This window comes from Streptomyces sp. NPDC043952, assembly GCF_056435325.1.
In genome coordinates, this window is the sequence record NZ_JBWKES010000005.1 from 144,726 (window position 1) to 158,907 (window position 14,182).

Sequence of the window (14,182 nt, forward strand, 5' to 3'; positions counted from 1 at the left end):
CGCCGATTGCCCGCTTTCTGGACACTCGCCGCCCGCTGACCGACAATCACAGGCGTGACGTCGTCCTTCGAGTTCCCCACCGCCCCGGCCCCGGCGTCCGCGCGGCTGTCCGACACGGAGCGGGAAGCGGCGCTGGAGGTGCTGCGGGACGGCGCGGCCAAGGGCCGGCTGTCGCACGACACGTTCGTGCGCCGCATGGAACTGGCGCTCGCCGCGCGCCACGCCGGTGAACTCGCCGTCCTCGTCGCCGACCTGCCCCGCGAGAGCCGCTTCTCCCGCGCGGTCTTCGGCACCGTGGAGGCCGTCTCCGGGTTCACGGTACGACTGCGCCGCGCCTGGCAGGCCGAGCGGCTGCCCAAGCTGCTGCTGCCGGGACCGGACCACATCCGCCCGCTGCGCATAGGCCGCGACCCCGGCAACGGGCTGCGGCTGACCCACGAGACGGTCTCGCGGGTGCACGCCGAACTCAGCCACCAGGGCGGGCTGTGGATCCTGCGGGACCTCGGCTCCACCAACGGCACCACCGTCAACGGCCGCCGGGTGATCGGCGCGGTCGCGGTCCGCGAGGGCGACCAGGTCGCTTTCGGGCGGGTGGCGTACCGGCTGTCGGTGAGCTGAGCGCGCGGCCGCCACCGCGGTCGTGCGAACGGGTGACCCGCACTGCGGAACCGGGGGCGTCCTGCCGATGCAACGGGCATGACGCACTTCACCACCAGAGCGGCCGCGGCCGCCGGCGTGCTGCTGGCCGCCGCCGGTCTCCTCGTCGCGGGCCCCGCCCAGGCGGCACCCCGTCTCCACGGCAACCGGCTGCACCTCACCATCACCCCGTCGGGCGACCGGGCCGGCGGCGAGCACAGCACCCTGCTGCGCTGCCTGCCGCCGCACGGCCACCCGTACGCGGCCGAAGCCTGCGCCGAACTGACCGCCGCCCGCGGCGACATCGACCGCATCCCGGCCCGCAAGGTCTTCTGCCCCCGGATCTACTCCCCGGTGACCGCCACCGCGCACGGCCGCTGGAACGGTCGGCTGGTCGACTTCCGGCGGACGTACACCAACTCCTGCGAACTGCGGGCGCGCACCGGCTCGGTCTTCGCCCTCGGCGGCTGATCCGCCGGCGACCTCACTGATACGCCTGCTCGCGGGCCTGCCGGGCGGCCAGCAACACCGTGCGGGACTGGTGTTCCACCTGGTGGTCCAGCGGCACCCAGCGGGCCCGGAAGCGCCGGGCGAAGGCGTCGGACCAGGCGGCGACGAGCCGTTCGAGGTCCGGCGCCGCCCGGTCCCCGCTCTCCCGCAGCACCCGCAGCAGCATCGCGGCCGCCCGCAGCGGCAGCCGCCGCCCGAACGCGTCCACGCTGCCCACGTACGCCATCGTGGTGGCGGCCGGCGCGGTGCGGGTCCAGTCCTCGGCCAGCCCCGGAATCAGCTCCAGCGCCCAGCGCGCCGCCCGCAGCAGCGGCCCGTCGGCGCCGTCGAGCCGGGGCAGCGCCTGCGCGAGCACCCGCTCCACCTCCAGCGAGTCCCGCAGCAGCCGCCGGGCCAGCCGCCGCATCGCCGCCGCCGGCGCCGGGTGCGGCGCCGGGTCGTCCACCAGGTCGCTGGCCCACATCGGCACCTCCACCACCGCGGTCAGACCCCCGTGGCGGTGCGCGTGGTACCAGGTGCTGTGCCGGGCGTCGTCCGGCATGCTCGGGTAGGCCGCGCCCGTCTCGGGGCCCGGCATCACATGCACTCCGGGCCCGGACGCCGGCCAGCCCGCGGCGTCCGAGGCGCCGGTCTCCACCGGGATGTGCAGCTGCGCCGCCGACTTGGCGAACGGCTCCGCGAGGCCCGGCACGTCACGGGTCAACTGCACCCAGCTGCCGCCCAGATCGGTGCCGTGCAGGGTCACCTGGAGGTAGGGGCGCAGCTCGTCGATGACGTCGGTCAGGGTGCGGGTCTCGGGCGGCAGCCGGTCCGGGGGCAGCACGGACGGCGACCACTCCGGCTGCTCGGCGTTGGTCGGCCGGTAGAAGCCGAGGTGGTAGTCGAGCAGGGTGCGCGGGGCGGGGGTGACATGGAGGGCGGCGCCGTCCGGGTCCGCGCACAGCAGGAAGTGCCAGGAGGTGCCGGTGCGCAACTCCCGTTCCGCCAGAACCCGTCGGGCCAGCGCCCGCAGGGTCGAGCCGCCGGCCGGCTCGTTGGCGTGGGCGCCCGCCACCACCAGCACCGACCGGCGTGCGTGCCCCACCGACAGCAGGTGCAGCGGCCGTCCCGCGCGCGAGCGGCCCACTTGCCGCAGCACGCACAGCCCCGGCTCCGCGGCGGCCAACGCCCGTGCGCAGGCCACCAGTTCGGGAACGCTGGGATAGCGCAGCTCCGGCAGGAGACTCACCCCCGATGCGTCCGCCCTGCTTCGCCCTCCCAGTCCCGCACGGTGCGCGGTGACTGTCAAGCGTTGAACCGGATGCCCGCACGGCACATGCCAACCGGAGCCGGAGCCACCGCGTCCGCCGTGCTCACCGCTGGTGCAAACCCCGTCCCGCGAGCGCCAGGAACACCTCGCCCACCGCCTCCGACAGCGTCGGATGCGGATGCACGAGCCGCGCCACATCCGCTGCTCCGGCCTCCCAGCCGACGATCAGCTGGCCCTCGGCGATCAGCTCCGAGACGTGCGGGCCGACGCCGGGGTTCACCCTGCGGACAGCGGTGCGGACCGAGCAGTGATCGATGTCCGTACGGCACCCACCGTCGCCGCCTTCACCGAGCTGCTGCGCGTCCGCTGGGCCGCCCTGGGCGGTGTTCCGGAGCGGCCCGGACGGCTGTCGCTCACTCCCGCGTGACCCGCTCCAGCAGCGCCACCGGCAGCGGCCCGAACAGGTCCGCGAGGAGCACGCGGCCGGTGAACTCCCGCTCCGGCGCGAGCACGTCACGCCACCGGCCGGGCGGCAGCGGCAGGCCGGTGTCCCGCCAGCCGCCCGACTCCGCCAGCCGCAGCGACAGCCGGGTCACCGCCGTGATCACCTCCCCGGAGCGGCCGAAGGCCGTGCAGTGTTCCGCCGCCGGGCCCTCGGCGGGCAGCGGGTCGTACGACGCGGACGCCCCGAACGCACCGGGCCTGCGGGCCCGCAGCCCCAGCGCCGCGCGCGTCAACGCGCCCTTCTCGCCGGGGGTTTGGGGCGGCAGGGGCACCGGTCGGCGGTTGTCCGGGTCCACCAGCGCGCGGAACTCGCCCTCGGCGCCCTGGTAGACGTCCGGGACGCCCGGCATCGTCAGGTGCACCAGGGCCGTGCCGAGGACGTTGGCCCGGATGTGCGGCTCCAGCGCCTTGCGGAAGGCGGTCACGCGTTCGCCGGGCGGCCCGCAGGGACCGGCCGCGACGAACGCGGCCACCGCCTCCTCGTACGGCGCCTCCCGCTCGGTCCAGCTGGTGTACATGCCGGCCTCGCGCACGTGCTTCAGCAGGTACTCCCGCACCCGCTCCTCCCCTGCCGGGCCGAGCCCGAACACCGTCTGCCAGGCCGCCCACACCAGTTGCCCGTCCGGCGTGCCCTCCTCGGGCCGGGTCACCCCGGCCACCAACTCCGCCCAGCGGCCGGGGCATTCGGTGAGCACGGCGAGGGCCGCGCGGACATCGGCGCTGCGCTTGGTGTCGTGTGTGGTGACGGCCGTACCGGTGAGCGGCCACTCGCTCTGCACACGGGCGCAGTACGTGTGGAACTCGCGCGGGGAGATCCCCGGCCGGCCCGGATCGCCGCCCACCTCGTTCGCCGACAGCAGCGGCACATAGCGGTAGAACGCTGTGTCCTCCACGGACTTGGCCCGCAGCGCCGAGGCCGTCTGCGCGAACCGGGTGCGCAGCTCCAGCCGGTCGGCGTGGTCCGGCGCGGCCGGGTCGCCGGGCGCCTCGACGAGCAGGTGCCGCACCAGGTCGACCGCCTCCGCCTCCTCCCGGACCACGAAGGCGAGCCGGGCCTCCTCGGCGGCCTCCTCGGTGATCACGGCGGCCGCGTCCCCGGAGGCGTACGGCCGGTAGACCCGCATCCGGACCAGGAGTTCCTCCAGGGCCGTGCGCAGCGCCCAGGGGGCCCGGTCGCGCAGCGCCAGGTCCGGCGAGGTCGCGCACAGCCGCGCCGCGACCCGCGTGAGCCGCTCGGTCTCGGTGGCCAGCTCGTGCGTGAGCACCTTGTAGGCGGCCCGGCGCGCCGTGGCGTCCCAGAACCCGCCCCGGTCCGCCTGCGGGGCCGCGAACCTCCGGTACTCGGTGAGGAGTTCGGCGGCTCCGTCCGGGTCCGTGAACAGGCCGTCCACCCGGCGCAGGGCGTCGTAGCCGGTGGTGCCCGCGACCGGCCAGGAGGGGGGCAGGCGCTCGTCGTCGGCGAGGATCTTCTCGACCACGGTCCAGCGGCCGCCGCTCGCCTCGTGCAGCCGGGCGAGATAGCCGTCGGGGTCGGCGAGCCCGTCGGGATGGTCGACGCGCAGCCCGTCGGCCACGCCCTCGTCCAGCAGCTGGAGGATCTTGGCGTGGGTGGCGTCGAACACCTCGGGGTCCTCCACCCGCACCCCGATCAGCTCCGAGATGCTGAAGAACCGCCGGTAGTTCAGCTCGGTCCGGGCCAGCCGCCACCACACCGGGCGGTACCACTGGGCGTCCAGCAGCTCGGGCAGCGGCAGCCGCTCGGTGCCCGCGCGCAGCGGCAGGACGTGGTCGTGCACGCGGAGCGTGTCGCCCTCGATCCGCAGGTGCTCCAGCTCGGCGCCGAGCGGGGCGCCGAGGACGGGCAGCAGCACCCGGCCGCCCCCGGCGTCCCAGTCGATGTCGAACCAGCGCGCGTACGGCGACTCGGGGCCCTCGCGCAGCACCTCCCACAGGGCGCGGTTGTGCGCGGGCGCCATCGCCATGTGGTTCGGCACGATGTCCAGGACCAGGCCGAGGCCGTGCTCGCGGGCGGTCCGGGACAGCGCGCGCAGCCCCTCCTCGCCGCCCAGCTCCGCGCGGACGCGGCCGTGGTCCACCACGTCGTAGCCGTGGGTGGAGCCGGGCACGGCCTCCAGGACGGGGGACAGGTGCAGATGGGAGACGCCGAGCGAGGCCAGGTACGGGACGGCCGCCGCGGCGGCCGCGAACGGGAAGGCGGGCTGGAGCTGAAGCCGGTAGGTGGCCGTGGGCACCCCCGGTCCGGGTCGGGCAGAGGTCATGGGGACCTACGTACCCGCCCCGCCGCGTTTCGTGTCACCCGAGGCGGTGCCGGTGGGCGAGGCGGCTCATTCGCGCTCACCCACACGGCCTACGGCGCCGCACGCCGTGCCGCGCCGTCCCCCGCAGGACGGCGCTCCGCGTGCTCCTACTCCGGCCGGCGCAGGACCAGGAGGCTGCGGCCCTCAAGGGTGAGCCGGTCGCCCGCCCCCGCCTTCGCCCCCGAACCCGGCGGCACCCCCTCCGCGCGGGCCGTGTCGACCACCACCTGCCACTGCCGGCCATGGTTCACCGGCACCCGGAAACCGAGAGCCTCCGGGGAGGCGTTGAACATCAGCAGGAAGGAGTCGTCGGTGATCCGCTCCCCGCGCGGGCCCGGCTCGGAGATGGCGTTGCCGTTGAGGAACACGGTCAGCGCGGACACCCGCGCCGCGTCCCAGTCCCGCCGGGTCATCTCCGCCCCCTCCGGGGTGAACCAGGCGATGTCGGACAGCTCGCCGTGGCTGCCCTCCACCGGGCGGCCGTGGAAGAAGCGGCGGCGGCGCAGCACCGGGTGGTCGCGGCGCAGCCACACCATCGTGCGCACGAACTCCAGCAGCTGCCCGCCGTCCTCGGGGCCCTCGGGGTCCTCGGGCCAGTGCAGCCAGGAGATCTCGTTGTCCTGGCAGTAGGCGTTGTTGTTGCCGCCCTGGGTGCGGGCGAACTCGTCGCCGTGACTGATCATCGGCACGCCCTGCGACAGCATCAGCGTGGCGACGAAGTTGCGCATCTGGCGATCACGCAGCGCGAGCACTCCGGGGTCGTCGGTCTCGCCCTCCACCCCGCAGTTCCAGGACCGGTTGTGGCTCTCGCCGTCCCGATTGCCCTCCCCGTTGGCCTCGTTGTGCTTCTCGTCGTACGACACCAGGTCGCGCAGCGTGAAACCGTCGTGGCAGGTGACGAAGTTGATGGAGGCCAGCGGGCGGCGGCCGTCGTCCTGGTAGAGGTCGGAGGAGCCGGTCAGCCGGGAGGCGAACTCCGCGAGCGCGCGCGGCTCGCCCCGCCACAGGTCCCGTACGGTGTCGCGGTACTTGCCGTTCCACTCGGTCCACAGCGGCGGGAAGTTGCCCACCTGGTAGCCGCCCTCGCCCACGTCCCAGGGCTCGGCGATCAGCTTCACCTGGGAGACCACCGGGTCCTGCTGCACCAGGTCGAAGAACGAGGACAGCCGGTCCACCTCGTGGAACTGCCGGGCCAGCGTGGCCGCGAGGTCGAAGCGGAAGCCGTCGACATGCATCTCGGTGACCCAGTAGCGCAGCGAGTCCATGATCATCTGGAGCACGTGCGGGGACCGCATCAGCAGCGAGTTGCCGGTGCCGGTGGTGTCCATGTAGTAGCGGGGATCGTCCGCGAGCCGGTAGTACGACGGGTTGTCGATGCCCTTGAAGGAGAGCGTCGGGCCCAGGTGGTTGCCCTCGGCGGTGTGGTTGTAGACGACGTCCAGGATGACCTCGATCCCGGCCTCGTGCAGCGCCCGGACCGCCGACTTGAATTCCAGCACCTGCTGGCCCCGGTCGCCCCAGGAGGCGTACGCGTTGTGCGGGGCGAAGAAGCCGATGGTGTTGTAGCCCCAGTAGTTGCTCAGGCCCAGGTCCACCAGCCGGTGGTCGTTGACGAACTGGTGTACGGGCATCAGCTCCAGCGCGGTCACGCCGAGCCGGGTCAGGTGGTCGATGACCGCCGGGTGGGCGAGCCCCGCGTACGTGCCGCGCAGCTCCTCCGGAAGACCCGGATGCCGCATGGTCAGGCCCTTGACATGGGCCTCGTAGATCACCGTGTGGTGGTACTCGGTGCGCGGCGGGCGGTCGTCGCCCCAGTCGAAGTACGGGTTGATCACCACCGAGGTCATGGTGTGCGGCGCCGAGTCCAGGTCGTTGCGCCGCTCGGGCGCGTCGAAGTGGTAGCCGTACACCTCCTCGCCCCACCGCACGGCGCCGCCGACCGCCTTCGCGTACGGGTCGAGCAGCAGCTTCGCCGCGTTGCAGCGCAGCCCGCGGCCGGGGTCGTAGGGGCCGTGCACCCGGAACCCGTAGCGCTGTCCCGGCATCACCCCCGGCACGTACGCGTGCCGGACGAACGCGTCACTCTCGCGCAGTTCCACCGCCGTCTCCGAGCCGTCGTCGTGCAGCAGACACAGCTCCACTCGGTCCGCGGCTTCCGTGAACACCGCGAAGTTGGTACCGGCGCCGTCGTACGTGGCGCCGAGCGGATACGCCTCTCCAGGCCAGACCTGCATGGTGACGACTCTCCCAGGTGAGCGGCGCGCGCGGGGGACGGTTCGCGCGACGGCACGAAGTCTCCCCGAAAGCAGGAACGGGCCCGGCCGGGTACCCCCGGTTATGAAACCGCTCACTCCCGGCGTCCGGGCGGTGCCAAACGGCCCGGAAACGCCAAGCAGTTGAGCGAAGCAGCCGGGGAACCGACCTGTCCATCCGGCTGCACCGCGCGGCGCTCCCGGAGTACCCTTCCTTGATCGTTGAGACGGGAAAGGCCCCGGTGGCGGAAGGCGGTGCACGGGTGGGCTCGGGAGGGCTGGAGCTGCCCCCTGGTGGCGAGGGTCACGAGGGAGACTCCGCGGACGTCCCGCCCGGCGCGGTGTCCCTGGCACGGCCGATGGACGCGGGATCCATCGGCCCGGAGCTGGACTGGGGCGCCGACGCCTGGCACGAGGTGCGCACCCGCGCCCAGCGGGCCGGCCGGGCCTACATCTGGCTGAACCTCGTGGAGCAGCGGCTGCGTTCGGTCGTCGCCGCCGTCCTGCGGCCCGTCTACGAGCCCGTGCACGGCGACGAATGGGTGGTCGCCGCGGCCGGACCGGCCGGGCAGGAGTGGGTGCAGCGCGCGGTCGCGGTGCGCGAAGTCAGCCGCCGCAAGGGCTACTTGCTCGACCCGGCCGACGACAACGTGCTCAGTTTCCTCACCTTGCCCCAGCTGCGCGAGCTGATGGTGCAGCACTGGCCCTGCTTCGAGCCGTACTTCGACGAGCGCCGCGACCTCGAACTCGCCCTGGACGAGCTGGAGGTGACCCGCAACGTCGTCTCCCGCAACCGCGCCCTGTCCGAGGCGGTGCTCGGCCAGGCGGAGCGCGCCTCGGCCCGGCTCCTGGAGATGCTCGGCGCGGGCGGCGACGTGCCCTCCGCGCGCCGGCTGCCCGTCGACGCGGTCGAGGACCTGGTCGGCGACCGGTACGCCGACGTGGTCGCCGTGCACCCCGACCGGGTGCGGCTGATGCGGCAGTTCCCGGCCGAGGACATCTTCGGCGGCGCCCGCCGCCTGGACGCCATCGGCATCGGCCTCAACCTGCTGGTGCAGAACTTCTCCGGGCGGCGCCTGGTCCGGCTCGCCGAGTCCGGCTGCCGGGTCCGGCTGCTGTTCCTCAACCCCGCCTCCAGCTCGGTCAAGCGCCGCGAGCGCGAACTCGGGATGAAACGGGGCGAACTGAGCCGCTCCGTCGAGATGAACATCCTGCACATGCGCCGGGTGCGCTCCCGGCTGCGCGATCCGGGCGCCTTCGAGATCCAGGTGTACGACGAGACACCGCGCTTCAGCGCCTACCTGGTGGACGGCGACGGCACCGACGGCGTCGCCGTGGTGCAGTCCTATCTGCGCGGGGCGCGGGGGATGGAGTCGCCGGTCCTGGTGCTGCGCAACGGCAGCCGGCTGGTCACCTCGGACGACACGGGCGAAGCCGGACTGTTCCCGACATACCGCGAGGAATTCGAGCTGGCCTGGGCGGATTCGCGCCCTGTGTCCTGAAGTGCCCCCCTGGCTCCGGCGCGAAGCGGAACGCGGTCCTTCGATTGTCAGTGCCCCGTGCGAGGGTTATGACCACTGGGGGAACGCACCATCACGAAGGGGGACCGCCCATGGGCTGGCACCAGGAGCTGCTGGTCGGCTTCGACCTGGAGACGACCGGCACGGATCCGCGCGAGGCGCGCATCGTCACCGGCGCGGTGATAGAGGTCAGGGCCGGTGAGCCGCTGGGCCACCGGGAGTGGCTGGCCGATCCGGGTGTCGAGATCCCGGCCGACGCGGTCGCCGTGCACGGGATCAGCGGCGAGCGGGCGACCGCCGAGGGCGAACCCGCCGACCGGGTGGCCGACGCCATCGCCGGGGCACTGGTGTCGTACTGGCAGGCGGGCGTCCCGGTCGTCGCCTACAACGCGGCGTTCGACCTCACCCTGCTCTCCGCCGAACTGCGCCGGCACCGGCTGCCCTCCCTCGCCGACCGCCTCGGCGGCTTCGCCCCGGCACCGGTGATCGACCCGTACACCATCGACCGCTGGGCGGACCGCTACCGCCGCGGCAAGCGGAACCTGGAAGCGGTCTGCGCCGAGTACGGCATCGTCCTGGACGCCGCGCACAACGCGTCCGCCGACGCCCTCGCCGCGGCCCGGCTGGCCGCCGCGATAGCCGTCCGGCACCCGAAGATCGCCGCCCTCGGCCCGGCCGAACTGCACCGCCGGCAGATCGAGTGGTATGCCGAATGGGCGGCCGACTTCCAGGCCTTCCTGCGCCGCAAGGGGGACGGGGCGGCGGTGGTGGACGGGCTGTGGCCGCTGCGGGAGCTGACAACCGAGGCGGTGTGAGGCCGAGGCGGGTGTGAGGAGGGTCCCCTCCAAGGGGGCGGCGGATCGCAAGGGCCGGAGCGGAGGGACCCGGACCCGGAGGGGTCAGAAGGGGTACCAGCGCACCGACTCGTCCCCGTCCCGCAGCGACGCCACCCGGCGGCGGAACTCGGCCAGGGCCTTGGGATTGCCCGGCGCGTGCTGGGCGACCCAGGCGCAGCTTGCCGTCTCGCGGGCCCCGCGCAGCACCGAGCAGCCCTCCCACGCGCGCACGTCCCAGCCGTAGGTCTCGGTGAAGGCGTCGTAGGACGCGGCGGGCAGCCCGTAGCGGTCGCGGGAGAGGGCCATCACCACCAGGTCGTGCTCGCGCAGATCGGCGGAGAAGGTCTCCAGGTCCACCAGGACCGGGCCCTCGGACCCGATGTGGACGTTGCGGGGCAGCGCGTCACCGTGGATGGGACCCGGCGTCAGCTGGGGCGTCAGCGCGGCCGCGGCCGCCGCGAAGCCGTCCCGGCGCGCCCGCAGATAGGCCGCGTCCTCGGGGTCGATCGCCGCGCCCGCGAGCCGCAGCCAGCGCTCCACCCCGCCAAGGAGTTCACGCCGGGGCAGCGCGAACGGGGGCGCTGGCAGGGCGTGCACCAGGCGCAGCAGCCCGGCCAGGTCGCGCGGCTCGGCGGGCCGTACGGCGTCCGGCAGCCGGTGCCACACCGTCACCGGATGGCCCTCCACCAGCAGCGGCTCCGGCTCGGCCGCCCGCACCGCCGGCACACCCGCCGAGGCGAGCCAGTCGGCGATGGCCAGCTCCCGCCGGGCCCGCTCCAGCAGCTCCGCGTCCCGCCCCACCTTGACGACCAGGTCACCGGCGGCGAACACCGCGTTCTCGCCGAGTGCCAGCAGCCTCGCGTCCCCGGTCGGCACCGCGGGCAGCCCCGCCGTGGCCAGTACCCGCCGCGCCCGTGCCTCGTCCATCGTGGTGCCTCCGTGCCGCCGTCTTCGCCGAGCCGTCGTCCGGGGACCCGGCAGCCGCCGTTCCCCCCGGTCAGTCTCCCATCCGGCCGGCGCCGGCCGGGCCGGGCGTCATGGGATGTCCGTTCCGCCGTCAGAGATCCACTTTGTGATTACGAAAGCTTGTTGAACAAGTCACAGCTGTGTTCAGAGGTTGATCCGGCCCCCGCCGAACCGGCATTGTTTCGCGCAGCCCGCCCCCACGGGGCCGGGCCCCGGCCGTCGTGCCCGCCCCCACGGGGCACGACGGCCCCTCTAAACTGATGCCGTGACGACCTATGCGGCGCTGTTGCGCGGGATCAACGTCGGCGGCAACCGGAAGCTCCCGATGGCCGACCTGCGCGCCCTGCTCGCCGCCCTCGGCCACACCGGCGTGCGCACCCATCTCCAGAGCGGCCAGGCCGTGTTCACCACCGGCCGGGGCGACGAGGATTCCCTGGCCGCGGAGTTGGGCCGGGCGATCGAGGAGCGCTTCGGCTTCGCGGTGGACGTGCTCGTGCGCGACCACGCCTATCTCGCCGGGGTGGTCCGCGCCTGCCCCTTCCCGGCCGCCGAACTGGCGGCCAGGCAACTGCACGTCACCTACTTCTCGGCTCCCGTCACCGCCGACCGCTACGCGCACATTGACCAAGTCGCCCATCTTCCCGAAGAGTTCCGCCTCGGGGACCGCTGCCTGTACCTGTACGCCCCCGACGGCCTCGGCCGCTCCAAGCTCGCCGAGGCGCTGAGCCGCCCGCGGACCGCCAAGGGCCTGATCGCGACCAGCCGGAACTGGAACACCGTGGTGAAACTCGCCGAGCTGACCGCCTCCCCGGCGTGAGCGCGGTGTGATGGGATCGGGATCATGCGCTACATCGTGATCGGGGCGGGAGCGGTCGGCGGTGCCGTCGGCGGACGGCTGGCCCAGGCCGGACGCGAGGTCGTCCTCGTCGCCCGCGGCGGACATCTGGCGGCACTGGCCGAGCACGGGCTGCGACTGCGCGTCCCGGAAGGCGAGTTGACCCTCCGGCTGCCGGCCGTCGCGGGGCCGGAACCGCTCGGCGAGCTGCGCGCCGACGACGTCCTGCTGCTCGCCGTGAAGACCCAGGACACCGCCGCCGCCCTGGACGCCTGGGCGGGCGCCCCGGTGGCCGGCGGCGGCACCGCCGGCGAACGGCTGCCGCTGCTGTGCCTCCAGAACGGCGTGGAGAGCCCCCGGATGGCGCTGCGCCGCTTCCGCCGGGTGTACGGCGTCTGCGTCTGGCTGCCCGCCGGCTTCGTGGAGCCCGGCGTCGTCTCCGCCGCGGGCACCCCGCTCACCGGCATCCTCCACCTGGGCCGCGCCGAGGGCGGCACCGACGACACCGCCCGGCGGATCGCCGCCGACCTCGCGGCCGCCCGCTTCGAGGCGCCGGTCGTGCCGGACGTGGCCCGCTGGCAGTACGCCAAGCTGCTCGGCAACCCCGCCAGCGCGCAGGAGGCCCTGAGCGGTCCCGTCCAGGGCGCGGACGCCGAGGAGCTGTGCGCGAGGGTGCGGGCCGAGGGCGAGGCGGTGCTGGCCGCCGCCGGGATCGCCCACGCGAGCGCCGCGGAACAGCGCGCGGTGCGCGGCGACAAGGTGACCCTGGTGCCGCTGGCCGGCGCCCCGCGCGGCGGCGGCTCCTCCTGGCAGTCCCTGGCGCGCTCCACCGGCAGCATCGAGGCGGACTACCTCAACGGCGAGATCGTCCTCCTCGGCCGGCTGCACGGAGTTCCCACACCCCTGAACGAACTCCTCCAGCGCCTCGCCGGCACCTTCGCCCGCGAGCGCCGGGCGGCCGGCTCCCTGCCGCTCGCCGACCTGATCCGGATGGCCGACGAGGCCCAGCGGGCGTCGGCCTGAACCACGCCCGGCGCACGGGGGGGGGGAACGGCCCCGCGCGCCGAACTCCACTTGCCCTGAAGCGGAGTTCGAACCACCCCCCGCCGGTGTGGCCGATAACCGCCCCCGCACCGCGCCGACTTGGCCTTCCCCTGTGACACCCCGCTCGTCCGGAACGCAGAACGGAGTGCCGCCGCGGTCCGACGTCACAGGGGAACGCCGGACCGCGCCGGCCTTTTACCACGGGCCTCACCCGTAAGGGGACGGCTCGGCGAACAACGCGACAAGTCCATGCCGTTGTCCCTAGGGTGAAGCACGCCGGACGGCCGGAACGGCACCGCCCATTCCCGCGCCGGAGCGCGTGCGCGCCGTTCCGCTCCCGAGTCCGGGGCCGTCGACCGACCCCCGGCCAGCCGCGGAAGTGGCGATTTTCGGCCTACCTCCGATCCACGAACGAGGACTGGACATGAGCACCTATGACTACGGACACCACAACGGACCCGGACAGTACGGTGAGTTCCTGCGACTCGACCTGACCCACGGCACCCCGCCGCTGGAGGCCCTGATCGAGGTCTCCGCCCGGCTCACCGAGGCGCTGCGCCGGGAGTGCCCCGGACTGATCCGGCAGGGCCAGATCATCGAGGCCGCGTTCGCGGAGTCCGCCGACGACGGACTGCCACCCAACCGCGGCCGCATCCGCTCCGCCCTGGACGACATCTGCATCGGGGCGTCGGCCGGCACCGTCAGCCTCGCCTACACCCGGCAGCTGGTGCAGGCCCTCGGGCTGTGACACCCGGCCGCGTCCGGGCGGCCGTCAGGCGCCGAGCACCTGGAGCGCCGGGCGGCACGCGGCGTCGTACCGGCGCAGCAGCAGCCGCGCCACCTCCGGCGCGGGCCCCAGCACCTCGGCGAGCACGTCCGCCCCGGCCGCGCCGCGCGCGATACGGTCCGGCAGGAAGCCGGGGGCGAGGACGTACGGCGCCACGGCGACCCGCGCGCAGCCGAGCGCGCGCAGCTCCCGTACGGCGTCCTCGGTGCGCGGCAGCCGGGCGGAGGCGAACGCGGGCCGCACGGCGCACCAACCGGTGCCCCACCACTCCCGCGCGATGTCGGCGATCACCGCGCTCGCCTCCGGGTCACTGGACCCCGCCGAGGCCAGCACGACCCCGGTCGAGGACTTGTCGGCGGGGCCGAGCCCGGCCTCGTACAGCCGTCGCTCCAGCGCCCTGAGCAGCAGCGGCGACGGGCCGAGCACCGCGGCCTGCCGGATCCGCAGCCGCGCCGGGGCCGCCCGCAGCACCGCCGGGATGTCGGCCTTCGCGTGGAAGGCGCGGGTGAGCAGCAGCGGCAGCGCCACCACGTCCCCCACGCCCTCCGCCGCCAGCGACTCCAACACCCCTTGTACGGACGGCACGTTGAAGTCGAGGAAGCCGGTCTCCACGCGCAGTTGGGGGCGCTGCGCGCGCACCCGCTCCACCAGGTCGTGCACGGTGGCGGCGTGCCGCGGATCGCGGCTGCCGTGGGCGATGACGAGGAGCACGGGCGCTGCCATAC

General features: G+C 74.2%; 12 protein-coding genes and 1 pseudogene. 7 read left to right on the forward strand and 6 right to left on the reverse strand.

Annotated features, from left to right (window positions below):
- The first annotated feature begins 54 nt into the window (after positions 1–54).
- Positions 55–618 carry an FHA domain-containing protein gene (locus tag AC069R_RS07865; protein ID WP_478765462.1) on the forward strand — a complete coding sequence of 188 codons (564 nt, stop codon included), beginning with the start codon at positions 55–57 and terminating at the stop codon, positions 616–618.
- A 78-nt stretch (positions 619–696) separates the two neighbouring features.
- Positions 697–1,107 carry an SSI family serine proteinase inhibitor gene (locus tag AC069R_RS07870; RefSeq protein WP_478765463.1) on the forward strand — a complete coding sequence of 137 codons (411 nt, stop codon included), beginning with the start codon at positions 697–699 and terminating at the stop codon, positions 1,105–1,107.
- Between the two features lie 13 nt (positions 1,108–1,120).
- On the opposite strand, the gene AC069R_RS07875 is transcribed toward AC069R_RS07870, so the two are convergent.
- The 4 genes and pseudogenes from AC069R_RS07875 to glgX form a co-directional block, all read right to left on the reverse strand.
- The gene (locus AC069R_RS07875; protein ID WP_478765465.1) at positions 1,121–2,374 is read right to left on the reverse strand and encodes a M14 family zinc carboxypeptidase; all 1,254 of its coding nucleotides are present in this window, start codon (positions 2,372–2,374) and stop codon (positions 1,121–1,123) included.
- A 124-nt stretch (positions 2,375–2,498) separates the two neighbouring features.
- Positions 2,499–2,663: pseudogene (locus AC069R_RS07880) on the reverse strand (dihydrolipoyl dehydrogenase); the annotation flags it as partial.
- Between the two features lie 145 nt (positions 2,664–2,808).
- Positions 2,809–5,178, reverse strand: coding sequence for a malto-oligosyltrehalose synthase (gene treY / locus AC069R_RS07885; protein ID WP_478765466.1), 2,370 nt, complete (start codon positions 5,176–5,178; stop codon positions 2,809–2,811).
- Between the two features lie 146 nt (positions 5,179–5,324).
- Positions 5,325–7,451 carry a glycogen debranching protein GlgX gene (gene glgX, locus AC069R_RS07890; protein ID WP_478765468.1) on the reverse strand — a complete coding sequence of 709 codons (2,127 nt, stop codon included), beginning with the start codon at positions 7,449–7,451 and terminating at the stop codon, positions 5,325–5,327.
- A 281-nt stretch (positions 7,452–7,732) separates the two neighbouring features.
- Here glgX and AC069R_RS07895 point away from each other — a divergent pair, with 281 nt between their 5' ends.
- On the forward strand, positions 7,733–8,971 hold the full coding sequence (locus AC069R_RS07895) for an SAV2148 family HEPN domain-containing protein (protein WP_478765710.1): 1,239 nt from the start codon (positions 7,733–7,735) through the stop codon (positions 8,969–8,971).
- 110 nt (positions 8,972–9,081) lie between these two features.
- Complete coding sequence (locus tag AC069R_RS07900; protein ID WP_478765470.1) at positions 9,082–9,804, forward strand: exonuclease domain-containing protein; 723 nt, start codon at positions 9,082–9,084, stop codon at positions 9,802–9,804.
- An 84-nt stretch (positions 9,805–9,888) separates the two neighbouring features.
- Here the strand turns inward: AC069R_RS07900 and AC069R_RS07905 are convergent, their stop codons facing one another.
- Complete coding sequence (locus AC069R_RS07905) at positions 9,889–10,752, reverse strand: phosphotransferase enzyme family protein (protein ID WP_478765472.1); 864 nt, start codon at positions 10,750–10,752, stop codon at positions 9,889–9,891.
- A gap of 304 nt (positions 10,753–11,056) precedes the next feature.
- On the opposite strand from AC069R_RS07905, the gene AC069R_RS07910 reads away from it, so the two are divergent.
- The 3 genes from AC069R_RS07910 (at position 11,057) to AC069R_RS07920 (ending at position 13,418) form a co-directional block, all read left to right on the forward strand.
- Positions 11,057–11,608 (forward strand): DUF1697 domain-containing protein, encoded by a 552-nt coding sequence (locus AC069R_RS07910; protein ID WP_478765473.1) that lies wholly within the window; start codon positions 11,057–11,059, stop codon positions 11,606–11,608.
- A gap of 24 nt (positions 11,609–11,632) precedes the next feature.
- The gene (locus AC069R_RS07915; protein WP_478765475.1) at positions 11,633–12,649 is read left to right on the forward strand and encodes a ketopantoate reductase family protein; all 1,017 of its coding nucleotides are present in this window, start codon (positions 11,633–11,635) and stop codon (positions 12,647–12,649) included.
- A 445-nt stretch (positions 12,650–13,094) separates the two neighbouring features.
- Positions 13,095–13,418: a hypothetical protein gene (locus AC069R_RS07920; protein ID WP_397983379.1), complete on the forward strand. Its 324-nt coding sequence runs from the start codon at positions 13,095–13,097 to the stop codon at positions 13,416–13,418.
- 24 nt (positions 13,419–13,442) lie between these two features.
- Here AC069R_RS07920 and AC069R_RS07925 read toward each other — a convergent pair whose 3' ends face one another.
- A complete protein-coding gene (locus tag AC069R_RS07925) occupies positions 13,443–14,180 on the reverse strand; it encodes a sirohydrochlorin chelatase (protein ID WP_478765476.1) in 738 nt (245 codons plus the stop codon).
- Positions 14,181–14,182 lie beyond the last annotated feature (2 nt).